We start from the raw sequence: 16,202 nt of genomic DNA on the forward strand, positions 1-16,202 counted from the left end.
CCGGCGCCGCGCATCGCTGGACGCGCGTGCCGGTGCTCACCGTGGCGACCGCTCCGCCGCTGGCGGTCAGGAAGCCTGGGCGTTCGTCGCATCTCCGGATGCGGCGCCGCGACCCTGAGCGAATCCCGCGGTGAAGCCGCGTTCGAACGCCGCATCGGCGCCACGGCCGCGGCGGCCGTGCGCGCGATCTGGGCTGCTGTGCTCCGCGCAACGCTCGTCGGTGGAACCGTGGCCCAGGTGCGCGGGGTGACCGTGCGCGCCGAAGCCGTGACCCGGGTGCGGGCGGTGTCCGTGCGGACCGAAGCCGTGCCGGGGGCCGAACCCGCGACCGAAGCCACGCCCCCAGGGGCGGCCGCCGCCGAAGTCGATCGGCCGGCTCTCGTCCCAGCCGAGTTCGCGGGCGATCGCCTCGAGTGAGGCCATCGTGGTGGCGAAGTCCTCCGGCGAGACTGCACCGGACACGCGTTCGCGGATGCCGTCCACGAGCGCCTGGAGGCGGTCGCGCGCGGCGCGTCCCTCGTCGGTCAGCGCCCAGCCGTCGTCGGTCTGCGTGATCCAGCCGCGCTCGACCAGTCGGCGGACGCGGCCGCTGCGACGTGCCAGGCGCTCGGCGAGCCACGGCGCATCGACGGTGCCGTCGATGACGTTGAGCAGCATCCAGTCGCGGCGGGAGACGCCCTCGTCGCTCAGCGATTCCGCGAAGGCGCGGTCGAGCAGGGCGTCGACGGTGCGGAGCCAGAACCCCAGCGGGCGCTGGTGCGTCGGTGTGTGGGAAGTGTCAAAGGTGTGCATGGAAGTCCTTTCGATGTGCGATCGGAGTGACCGCAAACTGCATGTCTTATGACAAGCAAGTACATGCACTATGACATGCGTTAGAGGTACTTGTCAATGTGCATGTAACTTGGATGCTGTGACTGCCGACCCCGCCGATGAGATCGCGGCCGCCCTCCTCCGCCTGCGGGGCGCACGATCGCGGCCGCCATGGGAAGGCGGAATGCCACCGCGGGGGCCCTGGGCGCACGGCGACCCGACGCGCGGGGGAGAGCACGGGCAGCGTCCGCACGGCGGCAGGCATGGCGGTCCGCCGTGGGGCGGTGGCCACGGCCGGGCGGGCGGTCCCGCGCGGATGCGGCTGCTCGACGCTCTGGCCGCGGCTTCCCACCCGCTCAGCGTGAGTGAAGCGGCGGAGGCCATCGGGGTCGATCAGCCACGGGCCTCGCGCCTCGTGCAACAGGCCGTCGAGCTCGGGCTCGTGCGGCGCGAGCCCGATCCCGACGATGCCCGCCGCATCCGGGTGGCCCTCACCGAGGCCGGCTCCACGCTCGTGCGCGGATTTCGAGGCGAACGCCGTGACGCCGTGCGCTCGGCGCTCGAGGGCTTCACCGACGCCGAGCGGGCCGAACTCGCCCGCCTGCTCGCCAAGCTCGCCGACGCCTGGCCGAGCCGCTGAGGCGGCCCGGAACCCCCCCCACCCGGTCAGGACCAAAGACTCCTCTGCCTCGTCGTGAAGCAGCGCACACTGAGGTGGCGCTCGGACAGATCGCCGTCCCCCCGATGTCAGGAGAACCGCCATGCAGGCCGGAGTCGTCTCATCCTTCACCGCACCGATTGCCGTCGAGGACATCCCTGTCCCGGAGCCGGGGCCGGGGCAGGTCCTCGTCCGGATCGAGACCTGCGGCTTGTGTCATACCGACATCCACGCCGCGCACGGCGACTGGCCCGTCAAGCCCACGTTGCCATTCACCCCCGGTCATGAGGGGATCGGCTTGGTCGAGAAGCAGGGTCCGGGCGTCACCGATCCCCCGATCGGGCAGCGTGTGGCGCTGGCATGGCTGGGCAGCGCGTGCGGATCGTGCCGCTACTGCGAGACGGGGCGCGAGAACCTCTGTGAGGCACAGCAGAACACCGGGTACTCGATCGACGGCGCCTATGCCGAGTACGCCGTGGCAGACGCGCGCTTCGCCGTTCCGGTTCCGGACCAGGTCTCGTCCTTCGACGCTGCCCCGCTGTCATGCGCGGGGGTGACCACCTACGCGGCGCTCAAGGCTGCGCACATCGTGCCGTCCGAACGCGTGGCCATCGTCGGTATCGGCGGCCTCGGACACCTCGCGATCCAGTACGCGCGTCTGCTCGGGGCGGAGGTCATCGCGGTGGACGTCAACGACGAGAAGCTGCGGCTGGCGAAGGAGCTGGGCGCCGACCACGCGGTGAACGCCGCCACAGAAGACCCGGTCGAGGCCATCCGCGCCCTGGGCGGCGCGGACGTTTCGCTCGTCCTCGCGGTGGCTCCTTCGGTGTTCGATCAGTCCTTCCGCAGCCTCAACAGGGGCGGGCGGATGGTGCTGGTCTCGCTGCCCGCCGACTCGACGTTGTCCGTTCCCGTCTTCGACACGGTGCTCGGCGGCATCTCGATCATCGGTTCGATCGTCGGGACGCGTCAGGACCTTCGGGAGGTCTTCCGGTTGCACGCGCTCGGCCGCACCACCGTCATCGCGGAACGGCGGCGGCTCGAGGATGCCGCCGAGGCGATGGACGAAGTGCTCGAGGGAACTGTCCCCGCCCGGCTCGTGTTCGATCTCGCGGCCGGATAGCTGTCGTCGGCCGGAGGTCTCGCACGGGCGCGCATCCGCTTCCGGCCGCCGGCGAGCTCACGGCATCCCATCGAGTGCACGGCGCATCCGCAGCCGGAGGCTGTGCGCCCGGTGGGATGTCGTGCACCCCCGAGTGGGATTGCTCTGCCTGCCTGATCAGCCGGCTTTCCGTGCGACGGTGCGAACCGGGAGCAGCAGCAGCAGCCCGAGCGCGAGCACGATGACGATCCCGAGGATGCCGAAGGCGGTGACGCTCGTGAGCACGATGAGCGTCGACCAGAGCGCCGACGAGATCCAGCTGGCTGCGCGCCCGGTCGTGGCGTACAGGCCGAAGATCTCGCCCTCACGCCCGGCCGGGGTGACGCGGGCGAGGAACGAGCGCGCCGCCGCCTGCGCGGGGCCGACGAAGGCGCAGAGGATCAGTCCGCCGATCCAGAAGACGATGTCGCCGCCATCGCGAAGGAAGAAGACGGCGAGGCCGGCGACGATCATCCCGGACAGCGCCGTGACGATGATGGCCTTGGCGCCGAACCGGTCATCCAGACGACCGGCGAGAAGCGTCGATATACCGGCGATCAGGTTCGCGGCGATACCGAAGATCACCAGCGACGTGAAGCCGAACCCGAACACCGCGCCGGCGATGATCGCGCCGTAGGCGAAGACTCCGCCCAGTCCGTCGCGGAAGACCGCGCTGGCGACCAGGAACCAGAACGTCGGGCGGGTGCCGGGGTCGCGGTACAGGGCGATGATGTCGCGGACGAGGATCGCGTAGCTGCGGAAGAACCCGGTTCGGGGGCGCTTACGGCCGGCGCTGGGCTCGGGAACGGTGAAGAACAGCGGCACCGAGAACACGATCGCCCACACCGCGCATCCCACGGCGATGAGCCGGAACGGCAGCCCGTCATCGGCGGGGATGCCGAACCAGTCGGCGGAGTAGAAGATGACGACGAGCGTGAGCGCCACGATGCCGCCGATGTACCCGAACCCCCACCCGAGGGCCGACACCCGGCCGATGTTCTTCGGCGTCGCGATGCCGATGAGGAGAGCGTTGTAGTTGACGCCGGCGATCTCGCTGAACACGCTTCCCGCCGCGATCAGCCCCACGCCCAGCCAGAAGAACTGCGGTTCGGGCCGGACGAAGTAGAGCCCGAACATGCAGGCGACAAGCAGGCCGGTGGCGCCGGCAAGCCAGCGCTTCTGAGACCCCGACGCATCCGCGCGCTGTCCGAGCACGGGGGCGAGCAACAGGATCAGGAGGCCCGCGACCGTGCCTCCCCACCCGTACCCCGACGCCAGGTCTGCCAGCGCGCCGGTGCGCTGCGGGTCGTCCGCCGGCAGGGCCGCGATGTCGGGTGGGAGGAATGCCTCCCCGGTGAGGTAGAGCGTGGAGGCGAAGATGAAGGTGAGGATGACGGAGTTGAAGGGCTGCGTCGCCCAATCCCACAGGGCCCAGGCCATCACGGTGCGCCGGGGAGTCGCGATGTCTGAGCGAAGGTCGAGCCCCATCGTCCCAATGGCGCCGCTGCTAGCCGCCGCCGACGGCGGCGGTGTTCTCGGGGCGTCGGGAGAGGTCATGTCTGCCACGATGGGCCCCTTCAGTGAACGTCCGGTTGCCGGCCCGGGGGGGGAGGCTGCGGCGCCGCTGCCGCCAGCTCAGATTAGTGGGTTGCAGCGCCCGGCGTGAGTCAACCGGCAGTGGCGCGCAGCAGCACGGGCGTTGCCGCCGAGGCGGGCGCCAGGCGGTAGCCGAAACCGCGCACCGTCTCGATCCACTGCGGACTACGCGGGTCGTCGCCGAGCTTGCGGCGCAGGTTCATGATGTGCACCTCGACCGCGTGGCGGTCGTGGGTGGTGATGTGCTGACCGAGCAGGCCGTTCGTCTCACGCAACATGAGGGCGAGGGAGGCTTTGCTGAAGACCTGGTCCTTCGCGCGCATGAGCGTGAAGAGCAGGTCGAACTCGGAGCGGGTGAGCTCCCGCTCGGTACCGTCGACCTCCACGCGTCGCGAACCGGGATGCAGCCGCAGCGGGCCCTGTTCGAGCCAGGCGGACTCGTCCTCGGGGCGGGCGGCGCCCACGAACGACCGCGATCGGCGCAGGAGGGCGTCGATGCGCGCCCGGAGCGCGTGAGGGCCGTAGGGCTTGATGATGTAATCGTCGGCGCCGGCGCGAAAACCCTCGACCACCGCCGACTCGGAGTCGTCCGCGGTGAGCATGAGGACGAAGCCGTCCGAGAATGCGCGCAGCCGACGAACGGTTTCGAAACCGTCGATGCCGGGCAGGTTCACATCGACCGTCGTGAGCTCGGGCCGGAAGCGGCGCACGGCTTCCAGTCCCGTGAAGCCGTCACGCGCCGTGTGCACCGTGAAGCCCTGCTGTCGGAGCGATCCGGCCAGTCGCTCGGCGTGGACGACGTCGGGGTCGACGACGACGGCCGACCGGGCGTAGGGGTCGGAGAGCGGGTGGGCTGCGATCGGGCGCATTCGGGGGAGTGTCTTTCGGCGGCGCTGGGGGGTCGGACGTCGTTGATGAGAACGAAGCACTCTTTATGAGTACTTTCTCATAATTCCCATCTTTCTCAGAATCCTCATAGCTTTCGCACTGATTCGTTCCTCAGTTTTTCCTCAGCACGACCAGCATTGGCTCAGCATCCAGCCCCGGGAAGGGCATATGCGAAGGGCGGGACGTAGCGTGGTCCCGTCTTCGCGTCACGCTGAAGACGCGGGAGCGGCCCCAGCTCGGAGCACGTCGACGGGGGTGATCGGATCATGCGGGGTATCGCACAGACCCTCGTTCTGACCGGCGCGACCCGGGCGGCGCATCTCAGCGGTCTGCTGACCGAACTCGGCGAGACCGATGAGTTCCTGCGTCAGCTGGTCGCCCGCGGCATCGTGACTCCGGCGCAGCTCAGCGAGGCGATCGCGCGGCACACGGGCCATCGCTTCCTCGACATCGGAACCGCGCAACTCGATCCGGCCGTGGTGGGGCTCGTGCCGGGGAGCCTCTGCCGCAAGTACCAGGTACTCCCCGTCGAGCGCCGGGGCGACCGCATCATCCTGGCGATGGTCAACCCGACCGACATCATCGCCCTGGACGATGTCGCCACCCTCACCGACCTGCACGTGGAGCCGGTGGTCGTCGCCGCCGATGCCCTGCAGATGGCCTTTCAGCGCTACGTGCGATCGGACGAAGAGCTGTCGGACCTCTCCGCGACCCTGCAGGAGAGCGCCGCGACCCAGACGGCGGCCGCGGAGAGCATCGAGGGGCAGGACAGCGACGCCCCCATCGTCCGCTTCGTCAATCTGCTCATCACCCAGGCGATCGACGACCGGGCAAGCGACATCCACGTCGAACCCGGCGAGTCCCACCTCACGGTGCGCTACCGCATCGACGGCGTACTGCACGAGATGCAGCGGGCCGACCGCAACATCCAGGACGGCGTCATCTCGCGCTTGAAGATCATGGCGTCCATCGACATCGCCGAGCGCCGTCGCCCGCAGGACGGACGCCTCTCGGTGTCGCACAACGGGCGCAAGGTCGACCTGCGGGTCGCCACCCTGCCCACGGTGTGGGGCGAGAAGCTTGTTCTGCGCATCCTCGACAACACCGGCGTGAGTCTGTCTCTGGGCGATCTGCGGATGGGGCGGGCCAACCTCGGGCGATTCCGCGGCGCGATCACGCGCCCCCACGGAATGGTGCTGGTGACCGGGCCGACCGGATCGGGGAAGTCCACCACGCTGTACACGGCGCTGCGGGAAGTGGCGAACGCCACCGTCAACGTGATCACCGTGGAGGATCCCGTCGAGTACCGCATGGCCGGCATCAACCAGGTGCAGGTGAACGCGAAGGCGGGGCTGACGTTCCAGTCGGCGCTGCGGAGCATTCTCCGCGCCGATCCCGACATCGTCCTCGTCGGTGAGATCCGTGACACCGAGACCGCCATCATCTCGATCGAGGCGGCGCTGACCGGTCACCTCGTGCTCTCCACCCTGCACACCAACGATGCGCCCGGAGCGATATCGCGCTTGACCGAGATCGGGGCCGAGCCCTACCTCGTGGCCACGGCGCTGTCAGCCGTCGTCGCGCAGAGGCTGGCGCGGCGCCTGTGCGCGACCTGCCGGCAGCCCTACCGCGAAGACGGCGGCGTGCTCGTCCGCCTGGGAGTGCCGCATGATCCGGGCGACCCCCCGGTGCTGTACCGCGCCGGCGGGTGCCCCGCGTGCTCGGGCACCGGATATCGCGGACGGGTGGGTGTGCACGAGGTCATGGCGATGACCGACGAACTCGAGGCGCTCGTGGTGCGCAACGCCACCGGAAGCGAGCTGCGCGAACTCGCCCTCGCCCAGGGCATGACGACACTGCGCGCCGACGGCTGGGCGAAGGTGCTCGAAGGACTCACCACGATCGAGGAGGTGCTGCGTGTCACGGTCTGAGATGCGGATGCGGGCGGCCGCGGAGGCGGCGGAGCGGTCGGCGGGCGGTGGGCTCGCCCCGGTCGGGGCGATCGCGGGGATGGGTCTCGGCATGCCACCGGAAGATCCGTCGGGTCAGCTGCTGGACGGCATCCTCCGCTCGGCGGCCGATGCCGGGGCATCCGACATCCACTTCTCCGCCGACGCTCCGGCGCTGCAGCGCCTGGACGGCGACCTGATGCCGGTCGCCGGATTCCCCCACCCCCTCTCGTCGGCGGTGCTGCTGGACGAACTCCTGGCCACGATGGGTCCGACCCACCGCGAGGACTACCGCGCGTCGGGCGAGGTCGACCTGTCGTACCAGGTGGCGGGCGTGGGGCGGTTCCGTGTCAACGTCTACCGCCAGCTCGGTCAGGTCGCCGCGGCCTTCCGGCTCATCGCCTCGCGCGCGTTCACGCTCGACGAGCTGGGCGCACCGGACATCGCCCGCGATCTCGCGCTTCGCCCCCGCGGGCTGGTGCTGGTGACCGGACCGACCGGTTCGGGCAAGTCGACCACCCTCACCGCGATGATCGACATCATCAACACGACGCTTCCCGCGCACGTGGTGACGGTGGAAGACCCCATCGAGTTCGTGCACAGCAGCCGGCGATCGCTCATCCACCAGCGAGAGGTGGGCTCGGACACCCGGTCGTTCGCGGAGGCGCTCCGCCGGGTGCTGCGGCAGGACCCCGACGTCATCCTCATCGGCGAGCTCCGCGACCCCGAGTCGATCTCCACCGCCCTCACGGCGGCCGAGACCGGCCACCTGGTGCTCTCGACGTTGCACACCCAGGGGGCGGCGAAGAGCATCAACCGCATCGTCGATGCCTTCCCGGCCCACCAGCAGAATCAGGTGCGCAGCCAGCTCGGCGACACCCTGCAGGGCGTCATCAGCCAGACGCTGCTGCCGAAGGCGCAGGGCGGCGGCCGGGTCATCGCCACGGAGGTGCTCGTCTCGACCCCGGCGGTCGCCAACCTGATCCGCGAGAACCAGATCGCCCAGCTGTACAACGCGATGCAGGCCGGCGACGCCCACGGGATGCACACCCTCGACCAGTCGCTGAAGCGCTTGGTCGCCGACGGCGACCTGGCCGCATCCACCGCTCGGCACTACCTCACCGACGCGCACGCCCTCGACGACGTGCGCGTGCGGCCGCGCGATCTGGATGCGGAGGCCTGGCTGGCGGCGGGAACAGCCCAGCCGGTTGCGACGCCGGTCGCGTCATCCGGCGACTGGACCGTGTGATATGCCGCTCGAGGAATATCAGTGGCGGGCCGTCACCCTGGCGGGTGCGGAGGCCAAGGGAACCGTCGAGGCGGCGAGCGAAAACGCCGTGGTGGCGAAGCTGCGCGCGCAAGGACTTTCGCCGCTGAGCGTCGTCCCGATGTCGAAGTCGGGGCTCAACCGCGACATCTCCATTCCCGGGTTCGACAAGCGCGTCGCCACGAAAGACCTCGCGGTGTTCGCGAAGCAGTTCGCCGGCCTCATCCACGCCGGCCTTCCCCTCATGCGGGCGCTCGCGATCATCGCCGACCAGACCGAGAACAAGAAGCTCTCCTCGGCGCTGGGAGCCGTGCAGGTCGACATCGAGTCGGGCCGGTCGTTCTCGGCCGCTCTGGCCGAGCATCCCCGGGTCTTCCCCCCGCTCATGGTGAGCCTGGTCAGCGTCGGCGAGACCGGCGGATTCCTCGCGGCGTCGCTCGACGCGATCGCGCGGGCCTACCGGGCCGACGTCGATCTGCAGCAGAAGATCAAGTCGGCGATGACGTACCCGATCATCGTGCTGGTGATCGCCATCGTCGGCGTGATCGCGATGATCACGTTCGTGGTGCCCATCTTCGAGGCGATGTTCGCCAGCATGGGCGGCGAACTGCCCCTTCCGACGCAGATCCTCGTGACGTTGTCGGCCAACATGGCGTGGATCCTGCCGCTGCTCGCCGTGCTCGTCGTCGGTGGGAGCCTCTGGTACCAGCGGGTCAAGAACACCGACCGCTTCCGTGGTGTCGTCGACCCGTTCCGCCTCCGGATGCCGATCTTCGGCGCCCTGGTGACCAAGATCGCCGTGGCACGGTTCGCGCGGAACCTGTCGATGATGCTGAAGGCGGGTGTGCCGCTCATGCAGGCGCTCGACCTCGTCGGCCGCGCCGCGAACAACAAGGCGGTGGAAGACGCCCTGCAGGGCGTGCGCGACTCCGTGCGCCTGGGCCGGTCGTTCTCCGCCCCCCTGGCCAAAGCGGCCGTCTTCCCGCCCCTGGTCGCGCAGATGGTGTCGGTCGGGGAGGAATCCGGGTCGCTTCCCGACATGCTCGAGAGCATCGCCGACTTCTACGAGACCGAGGTCAATGCGGCGTCCGAGCAGCTGACGAGCATGATGGAGCCGATCATGATGACGGTGCTCGGCATCCTCATCGGCGGCATGGTGGTCGCCCTCTACATGCCGATGTTCACCATGTACGACCAGCTCGGACAGCAGTAGCGCCCAGCCCTCGGGGACGTCAGGGCCGGTAGAAGGCCAGGAGCGTCACCGTGAGGGTCACGCCGCCCTCGGTCGGCGTGGTCACCGACGCCTGCGTGACGGCGACCAGCCGCGGGCCGTCGCGCAGGGCGTCGACGATGCGCGTCGCTGCGGAGACATCCGGGGCCTCGACGACCACCGTCACGGCGATCTGCTGCGGGGCATCGGCACCCAGGCCCGCACTGCCCGCGGCATCTCCCCCGGTCGCCGATTCGCCGGCGGATTCCTCCGGAGCCGCGCTCGGCTCCGCCGTGGTCGGCTCCTCGCTCGCCGCGGGGGCACTCGCAGCCTCATCGGTGGCGGCGGCGCGCGGCGCGAACGCCTCGGCGGTGGCCGGGGTGAGCGAGGTCACGATGCCCCCGTTGTCCTCGGCCGCCCGCACCGCCAGAAGCAGAACGTCGTCGACGTGCGCGGCTTCGGGGATCTCGGCGCGCAGCTCGGAGACCGCCTCATCCAGGTCCGTCATGTCCGCGGACTGCGCGGTGAGGGTATCGAGCACGATCTGCTGAGTGGCGTTCTGTCGGGCGACGTCGTCGGCGGATGCGGCGGTCGCGCCGGCCGCGGAGAACAGGGGCAGTGCGAACACGGCGATCCCCAGGCCGAGGATCGCCAGCGACGCGAGCGCGCCGATGAGGTTGACCAGCTTCTTGTTCACGGCTCACTCCGATTCCGGGGCGAAAGCCCCCGTGTAGGCCGACTGGTCGAGGTCGACCCGCACCGTATAGGTGAAGACGCCGTCCGCCGACGTCAGTTCGGCCAGGTCGGCCGCGCGCATGCCGGGCGCCGAACGCAGTCGCGTGGCCGCGAAGTCGATCGCTACGGGGCTGGTGAACGTGACGGTTCCCGAGACTCCCGTGCCCGTGGCCGGATCGGAGCCCGCCACGGGCGCCGGCCCCGCGTCGAGAGCGTACTCGGTGATGACGACCCCCGCCGGAAGATGGTCGGCGATGACGTCCATCACCGGCTCCCACGCGAGATCGCCGGCCATCGAGTCCGTGCGCATCGACTCCAGCGCGCGGCGGGTGGACAGCGCCCGGCTGACGTCCGACAGCTCGGCGATGCCGCTGAGGATGTGCTGGGTGCGCGCCTGCTCGGCGGCCAGGCGCAGGGATGCCGCCATGTTGTAGGCGAACGCGCCGCCCACGGCGAGGGCAGCGACCGCGAGGGCGGCGATACCGACGTACCCCCACGTGCGCGCCCGGGACAGCATGTCGCGGCGGCGCATCTCGGAGGGAGGAAGCAGATCGACCCGCGGCAGGGCGCCCAGGGGGAGGACGGGCGCGCGCGACGTGAGCAGGCTCATCGAAGTCCTCCCAGCAGAAGCGATACGGTGCCGGCCAGCCGCGGCCCGGCCGCAGCGGGCAGCGCGAACGATCCGGCGGGGCCGACGAGGTCGGTGGCGGTCACGGGCGTGACCGGGGTTCCCATGACCCGTGCCACGGCCTCGAGGAGGCGCGGGTGGGCGGCGTGGGCGCCCGCGACCCAGGTGCTGTCGATCGGCACCGACTCTGGGCGGTCGCGGTAGAAGCTCACGGTGCCCTTCAGTCGGCCGACGAGGTCGATCAGCGCCGCCTGCACGTCGGGATGCAGCGGCTCGTCGCCCGCGGCTTCCGGCGCGACGGCGCGCGCGGGCGGCTCTGCGGCGCCGGTGCGTTCGCGTCGGAGCGTGGCCCGCGAGACGACCGTGATGCTCTCACCCGCGGTGCCCGCCGCGGGCCGGGCGACCTCCGCGCCCCCCGGGGGCGGAGCATCCACGGGGGGAGCGACGATGTCGATGGGCACCACGCGGACGAAGCGGGGGATGCCGTCGGTCGCGATCACGATGTGGGTCGTGTGCTCCCCGATCCCCAGGAACAGGGCGGTCCGTCCGGGCGGGGCGAGGGCCGCCAGCGCCCGGGAGTAGCCGAAGGCGACGAGGTCGATCGACGTCGCGCGCAGTTTCGCCTGGACGAGCGCCCCGACGAGTTCCTCCATGTGCTCGGCGACGGCGGCCACGAGCAGCCCGTGCACCCCTCGCTCGTCCTGCCTCGTGGGCACGAAGTCGAGCACCGCCTGGTCGACGGGCACGGGCAGGCGGTCTTGCACCTCGAAGGGCAGCGACTGCCGGATCTGCACCGGGTTGGTCAGCTGCGTGGAGTGCTCCCGGACGAGGATGCGGCGGTTTCCCACGCCCAGCACGACGTCGCGGCTGGAGATCCGCGCGTCGGCCCAGAGGCGCTGCAATGCGACGGCGACGGCGTCACGATCGAGGATCTCCGAGTCCTTCGCCGCTCCGGGCGGAAGCGCCACCTCGCCCGCGGCCACGAGCATCGGTGTGCGCCCCGTGGTCACCTCCACGGCGCGCACGCTCGTCTCGGTGATCTCCACCGCCACCTGCGTCTTCGCCATCAGCTCGCCTCCCTCACAGCACCGGGTACAGCGATGCGTACGACTGCCCGATCACCTCGCCCGCGAAGAGGCCCACCCACGCGCCGGCGACGATCCACGGACCGAAGGGGATGGCCGAGCGCCGGCCGGCCCGACGTCCCATCAGCAGGGCTATGCCGAACACGCCGCCGAGCGCGAACGCGGCGAACGCGCCGATCACCAGCGGCCACCAGCCGAGCCACGCCAGCATGAGCCCGACCCCCGCGGCCAGCCGGACATCGCCCCCGCCCATGCCGTCGGGGCGCACGAGACGCAGGATCGAATAGAAGGCATGGAGCGCGCCGGCGCCGATCACGGCACGGGCGAACGCCCAGCCGTCCGCGCCGAGGACGCACGCGACGGCGAGGAAGCCGGCGCACACCACGAGCGTCGTGGAGGTGATCGCGTGTGGCAGGCGGCGGGTGTCGAGGTCGATGGCGGTGAGGACGATCCCGGCGGCGGCGAACCAGAGGTACGCCGCAAGCACGCCCAGCTGTGCGGTGACCGGGCCGGCGAAGGGCTGCGCCTCCGCCAGCGCACCCAGCACATCGACGGCAGTGTTCGGCGGCGGCGGCGTGCCGCCGAGCAGACCGGTCGACGCGGCCCACCACACGGCCACCCCGGCGAAGACGACGCCGGTCGCGAGTTCGACCAGCGGATAGCGCACGGGGATGGCGGTGGCGCACGAGGCGCAGCGCCCGCGCAGCACGAGCCACGACAGCAGCGGCAGATTCTGCCACCAGCGCACCGGAGCGTCACATGCCGGGCAGCGGCTCTCGCGCAGCAGCGAGACGCCGGCCGGCACGCGGTACGCCACGACGTTGAGGAACGACCCGATGACGAGACCGAGCACGCCGGCCAGCACCGCGACGAACATGAGGATGGGCGCGGAGGTCACGGCATCCCCACATCCCGGCGCGACACGACAGCGCCGAGGGCGTAGTCGCCGGTCTCGACGACGGCCGGGACGCCGCCGTAGCCGCCGTCCGGTGCCGGCATCCCGGGAAGGTTCATGAGTTCGCCTTTGATCGTGATCTGGCCGCCGGAGTTGAAGCCGTTCGTGTACAGCGAGCCGAGCAGCACGCCGCCGCCCGACACCGACAGCCGGCAGGGTGTGTAGATGAGGGAGCGCACCCCATCGAGGTTCGCGCCGTTCGTGTCGAAGTTCGTCGCCGTCGCACCATGGGGGCAGCTCGGCTTGTCGTCGTCGACGGTGTCTTCGGTGATGAACCACACCCGCGGCGCCGCCCCGGCGGCCGACTTCATCGTCAGACCGGTGGTGTTGTACTTCTTGGCCAGGAGCACGACGTGCGAGGCCTTGAGCACCGGTGACGGATTGCCGCCGGCGTTGGAGGTCAGGTGAGGGCACGCGCGACCGTCGACGACGACGGTGCCGGTGTAGTTGGCGAGGTCTTTCCACCCCTGGTTGGCGAAGGTGCCGTTGTTCTCATTGAAGTACCGGCACGACGTGGTGCTCATGTCGGAGGCGTTCCGCAGGGTGATGACGGCAGCGCCCGGCCAGTCCGAGGATTTGTACGTGTAGTCGAACCAGCCAGGCAGCGTCGGCGGCGGAACGGCGGGGATCGCGGCGCTCTGGACGACGCCGCCCTGGACACGCCCGCCGTTGATGGATGGCGTCTGACCCGTCGGAAGGGTCACCCTGCCCTCGATGTCGCGGTTGTTGATCGTGACCGCTCCACGGGCGATGACGTCGGTGTGCATGCGTGCGCCGCTCCACAGAAGATCGAGCGCACCGCCGACGCGCACCGTCGACAGGGGTGAGCCGGCCGGGCCGCCGATGCTGCTGTTGATGCGGGAGACGCCCGTGCCGGCGGCGATGATGTCGCCGGCCACCGTGGTGGCGCCACCGTTGAAGGTCACGGTGCCTCCGGCGTAGATGTCGCCGGTGACGTGGCATCCGTCGGAGGAGGTCACATCGCCGCCGACGATGAGGTTGCCGGGGATGCCGAGGCGGCAGCCGAAGGGGCCCTTCACCGACACGAGCTGGGGTTCGTTGCCGCCGTGGGCCAGGAGCGTGACCTGCCCCATCGTCGACCCCTCGTACAGCACCAACCCCACCGGTGTGAGGGAAGGGTCGACGATCTCGGTGGTTTCGGCGACCAGGGAGTACACGGTGCGGACGGTGGCGGATGCTCCGGACGCCGTGCCCGTCGCCGTGAGTGTCGCCGCCGTCCGGGCGGCGTCGCACACGACGGTCGCGGTGTAGTTCGCCCCGCCGCCGTTCCCGGGGAGGGACCCGCCGGGAACGGCGGTCGCGCACACCTCGCCCGCCTTGGCTGCGGCGACGGCCTCGGCCATCCCTGCGTCGGCGGCGGCCTGCGCCTGGAGGCTCTCGCGGACGCCGACTGCGCTGCGGGTTGTGTTCACGACCGCGGCCGAAAGCGTGACGGTGAGAAGTCCCAGCACCAGCGCGATCACGATCACCGAGATGAGGGCGGCGCCGCGGTCATCGTCCACCGACGCCCGACGAAGGGGGCGGCTCACCAGCATCGGATCGGCGCTCCGTTCTGGCGTGCCCGCGCGACGGCGGAGCCGGCCACCGAGGCGAGGCTCCGCTCGTTCAGCTGCGGCTGCTCGGCCGCGGCGATCGTGAGATTCCACGACAGGCGGCTCCCGTCCCACGTGAAGTACGGCCGCGGGGAGCCCGCCGAGTCGGTGGCCGACTGGGCATGCTCGGCCAACGCGCCCCACGTCGCGGTGGGGGCGGGTACGGCCGCCGTGGCGCTCAGACCGGGGTAGGTGCGGGCGCGCACCTCGAACCGCCCGTCCGCGCCGGCGCGGCGGCCGGCCGCATCCCATGTCTCGAGATCGACCACGGCCCAGGCCCGGCATTCCCAGCCCGAGCCCCCGGTGGCCACGCGCGCGCGGACGACGGTGCCGCCGCCCACCGTCGCCGTCACCGAGACCGCGGAGGCGTTGCGCACGCTCGTGGTGAGCGACGTGCTGATCGCCTGGAGCCGGCCCGTGGCGAGGTCGCGATCGCGCGTGGCGGCGTTCGCCTGCAGAGTGGTCACGAAGATCGTCGCGACGAGCCCGAGCAGCACGGCGCTCACGAAGACGGTGATGAGCAGCTCGATGAGGGTGAGGCCGGCGTCGGCGCCGGCCGGCCCGGAGGGGGCGGTCACGGCGCGGTCACCACGATCTTGGTCGCCATGGTGACCACGGCCGCCGCGGGGTCGGATGCTCCGGGGTCGCGCACGACGACGGTGACGGTGAGCGCTGCGGGGTAGGCCGCCGGGCACGCGGCCGGGGAGAGGTCGGCGACGAGGCCCGAGCCGGCGGGATCGGGGAAAGCGGTGCGTGCTGTGCCCCGCACCTCGGTGCACGAGTTCGCGGACTCATCGGGGAAAAGCGCCCGGACGGCGGCGAGCTCACCGGAGGCGAAGGCATCGGCGGCGACGGCGTCACGGTTACCCGCGCTCAGCTTCGTCGCCTGCAGGGCCAGCGGCAGGATCGCCATGGCGATCACGGCGAACAGCAGCATCGCGATCACGACCTCGACGAGGCCGATGCCGTCGTCGAGGTCGTGAACACGGTGTTCGCCGCGCATGCGCTGCGTCCTTCGGGGGGAGGGGGGATGAGGAACGGCCGGGCCGACGCTGGGGACGTCGGCCCGGCCGGGGGAGGGGGCTTAGTTAGCAGCCAGGCCCGGAGGTTTGAGGCGTGGGGTCGCCGGTGCGGGTGGCGGTCACGCAGAAGTTCTCGATGGAAAGCGTCGTGCCTGTGCCACTCGGGCCGACGGCGATGCTCAGGGTGACGTCATCGGTGTTGAGGTTCGCGAGGGAGGTCGCTGACGGCTCGGTGTCGCGCGCGAATTCAGCGGCCGCCTGACTTGCGCCGTTGGCGGCCAGCGTCTGGTCGGCGCTGTCTTGGGCCTGTCCCTGCAGGCCCATGAACACGGGCACCGCGATGGCGGCGAGGATGCCGAGGATCACGACGACGACGATGAGCTCGATGAGCGAGAAGCCGGACTCGCCGGTCTCCTCTTTGCGACGCTTGAGGGCGTCGAGGTAGTTCTTCATGGGGGTCTCCGATGCTGGGGATGAAATTCGGGGTGCGAGAGGTGGGTCTCCCACGCTTCCCACCATGACGGCTGCACCTCAGGTCACCGTTACCCCCCGGTCAGTCGTTCCTCAGCGTTCCCTCAGGTCCGATGGTCTCGCGGCTCGGCCGCGAAGTTGAGCCGATCCATATCAAGTTCATTTGACAGGCCT

At 70.6% G+C, this 16,202-nt stretch carries 16 protein-coding genes; 5 read left to right on the forward strand and 11 right to left on the reverse strand.

Going from position 1 to position 16,202, the window contains the following annotated elements; all coding sequences use genetic code 11:
- Positions 1-66: 66 nt before the first annotated feature.
- On the reverse strand, positions 67-792 hold the full coding sequence (locus AC4FS1_RS12515) for a MarR family winged helix-turn-helix transcriptional regulator (protein ID WP_491155469.1): 726 nt from the start codon (positions 790-792) through the stop codon (positions 67-69).
- Between the two features lie 118 nt (positions 793-910).
- On the opposite strand from AC4FS1_RS12515, the gene AC4FS1_RS12520 reads away from it, so the two are divergent.
- Positions 911-1,450 (forward strand): MarR family winged helix-turn-helix transcriptional regulator, encoded by a 540-nt coding sequence (locus tag AC4FS1_RS12520; protein WP_491155471.1) that lies wholly within the window; start codon positions 911-913, stop codon positions 1,448-1,450.
- A 121-nt stretch (positions 1,451-1,571) separates the two neighbouring features.
- On the forward strand, positions 1,572-2,591 hold the full coding sequence (locus AC4FS1_RS12525; protein ID WP_491155473.1) for a zinc-dependent alcohol dehydrogenase: 1,020 nt from the start codon (positions 1,572-1,574) through the stop codon (positions 2,589-2,591).
- 156 nt (positions 2,592-2,747) lie between these two features.
- Here AC4FS1_RS12525 and AC4FS1_RS12530 read toward each other — a convergent pair whose 3' ends face one another.
- Both AC4FS1_RS12530 and AC4FS1_RS12535 read right to left on the reverse strand, forming a co-directional pair.
- Positions 2,748-4,166, reverse strand: a complete 1,419-nt coding sequence (locus AC4FS1_RS12530; protein ID WP_491155474.1) for an MFS transporter — start codon at positions 4,164-4,166, stop codon at positions 2,748-2,750.
- 110 nt (positions 4,167-4,276) lie between these two features.
- Positions 4,277-5,074: a response regulator transcription factor gene (locus AC4FS1_RS12535; RefSeq protein WP_491155475.1), complete on the reverse strand. Its 798-nt coding sequence runs from the start codon at positions 5,072-5,074 to the stop codon at positions 4,277-4,279.
- A 285-nt stretch (positions 5,075-5,359) separates the two neighbouring features.
- Between AC4FS1_RS12535 and AC4FS1_RS12540 the strand changes: the two genes are divergently transcribed.
- The 3 genes from AC4FS1_RS12540 to AC4FS1_RS12550 are packed head-to-tail and all read left to right on the forward strand — an operon-like array spanning position 5,360 to position 9,522.
- Positions 5,360-7,024 carry a GspE/PulE family protein gene (locus AC4FS1_RS12540; RefSeq protein ID WP_491155477.1) on the forward strand — a complete coding sequence of 555 codons (1,665 nt, stop codon included), beginning with the start codon at positions 5,360-5,362 and terminating at the stop codon, positions 7,022-7,024.
- On the forward strand, positions 7,011-8,291 hold the full coding sequence (locus AC4FS1_RS12545) for a type IV pilus twitching motility protein PilT (protein WP_491155479.1): 1,281 nt from the start codon (positions 7,011-7,013) through the stop codon (positions 8,289-8,291). Before AC4FS1_RS12540 ends, AC4FS1_RS12545 begins: the two co-directional genes overlap by 14 nt.
- 1 nt (position 8,292) lies before the next feature.
- A complete protein-coding gene (locus AC4FS1_RS12550) occupies positions 8,293-9,522 on the forward strand; it encodes a type II secretion system F family protein (protein WP_491155480.1) in 1,230 nt (409 codons plus the stop codon).
- 19 nt (positions 9,523-9,541) lie between these two features.
- Here AC4FS1_RS12550 and AC4FS1_RS12555 read toward each other — a convergent pair whose 3' ends face one another.
- The 8 genes from AC4FS1_RS12555 to AC4FS1_RS12590 form a co-directional block, all read right to left on the reverse strand.
- Positions 9,542-10,216 carry a hypothetical protein gene (locus AC4FS1_RS12555; protein ID WP_491155482.1) on the reverse strand — a complete coding sequence of 225 codons (675 nt, stop codon included), beginning with the start codon at positions 10,214-10,216 and terminating at the stop codon, positions 9,542-9,544.
- Between the two features lie 3 nt (positions 10,217-10,219).
- Positions 10,220-10,864, reverse strand: a complete 645-nt coding sequence (locus AC4FS1_RS12560) for a hypothetical protein (RefSeq protein ID WP_491155484.1) — start codon at positions 10,862-10,864, stop codon at positions 10,220-10,222.
- The gene (pilM, locus tag AC4FS1_RS12565) at positions 10,861-11,949 is read right to left on the reverse strand and encodes a pilus assembly protein PilM (RefSeq protein WP_491155485.1); all 1,089 of its coding nucleotides are present in this window, start codon (positions 11,947-11,949) and stop codon (positions 10,861-10,863) included. Before pilM ends, AC4FS1_RS12560 begins: the two co-directional genes overlap by 4 nt.
- Before the next feature lie 13 nt (positions 11,950-11,962).
- Positions 11,963-12,865 carry a prepilin peptidase gene (locus AC4FS1_RS12570; protein WP_491155487.1) on the reverse strand — a complete coding sequence of 301 codons (903 nt, stop codon included), beginning with the start codon at positions 12,863-12,865 and terminating at the stop codon, positions 11,963-11,965.
- A complete protein-coding gene (locus tag AC4FS1_RS12575; RefSeq protein WP_491155489.1) occupies positions 12,862-14,472 on the reverse strand; it encodes a hypothetical protein in 1,611 nt (536 codons plus the stop codon). Before AC4FS1_RS12575 ends, AC4FS1_RS12570 begins: the two co-directional genes overlap by 4 nt.
- Positions 14,469-15,113: a PulJ/GspJ family protein gene (locus tag AC4FS1_RS12580; protein ID WP_491155491.1), complete on the reverse strand. Its 645-nt coding sequence runs from the start codon at positions 15,111-15,113 to the stop codon at positions 14,469-14,471. Before AC4FS1_RS12580 ends, AC4FS1_RS12575 begins: the two co-directional genes overlap by 4 nt.
- Positions 15,110-15,538, reverse strand: a complete 429-nt coding sequence (locus AC4FS1_RS12585; RefSeq protein WP_491155493.1) for a type IV pilus modification PilV family protein — start codon at positions 15,536-15,538, stop codon at positions 15,110-15,112. Before AC4FS1_RS12585 ends, AC4FS1_RS12580 begins: the two co-directional genes overlap by 4 nt.
- Positions 15,539-15,623: 85 nt before the next feature.
- Complete coding sequence (locus tag AC4FS1_RS12590; RefSeq protein ID WP_491155494.1) at positions 15,624-16,010, reverse strand: prepilin-type N-terminal cleavage/methylation domain-containing protein; 387 nt, start codon at positions 16,008-16,010, stop codon at positions 15,624-15,626.
- Between the last annotated feature and the right edge of the window lie 192 nt (positions 16,011-16,202).

This window comes from Microbacterium sp. Z12_35 (genome assembly GCF_058310475.1).

Coding starts and splice junctions, on each gene's coding strand:
- AC4FS1_RS12525 (WP_491155473.1), top strand. CDS start 1,572: ATGCAGGCCGGAGTCGTCTCATCCTTCACCGCACCGATTGCCGTCGAG.
- AC4FS1_RS12550 (WP_491155480.1), top strand. CDS start 8,293: ATGCCGCTCGAGGAATATCAGTGGCGGGCCGTCACCCTGGCGGGTGCG.
- AC4FS1_RS12590 (WP_491155494.1), bottom strand. CDS start 16,010: ATGAAGAACTACCTCGACGCCCTCAAGCGTCGCAAAGAGGAGACCGGC.
- AC4FS1_RS12530 (WP_491155474.1), bottom strand. CDS start 4,166: ATGACCTCTCCCGACGCCCCGAGAACACCGCCGCCGTCGGCGGCGGCT.
- AC4FS1_RS12540 (WP_491155477.1), top strand. CDS start 5,360: ATGCGGGGTATCGCACAGACCCTCGTTCTGACCGGCGCGACCCGGGCG.
- AC4FS1_RS12515 (WP_491155469.1), bottom strand. CDS start 792: ATGCACACCTTTGACACTTCCCACACACCGACGCACCAGCGCCCGCTG.
- AC4FS1_RS12535 (WP_491155475.1), bottom strand. CDS start 5,074: ATGCGCCCGATCGCAGCCCACCCGCTCTCCGACCCCTACGCCCGGTCG.
- AC4FS1_RS12585 (WP_491155493.1), bottom strand. CDS start 15,538: ATGCGCGGCGAACACCGTGTTCACGACCTCGACGACGGCATCGGCCTC.
- pilM (WP_491155485.1), bottom strand. CDS start 11,949: ATGGCGAAGACGCAGGTGGCGGTGGAGATCACCGAGACGAGCGTGCGC.
- AC4FS1_RS12560 (WP_491155484.1), bottom strand. CDS start 10,864: ATGAGCCTGCTCACGTCGCGCGCGCCCGTCCTCCCCCTGGGCGCCCTG.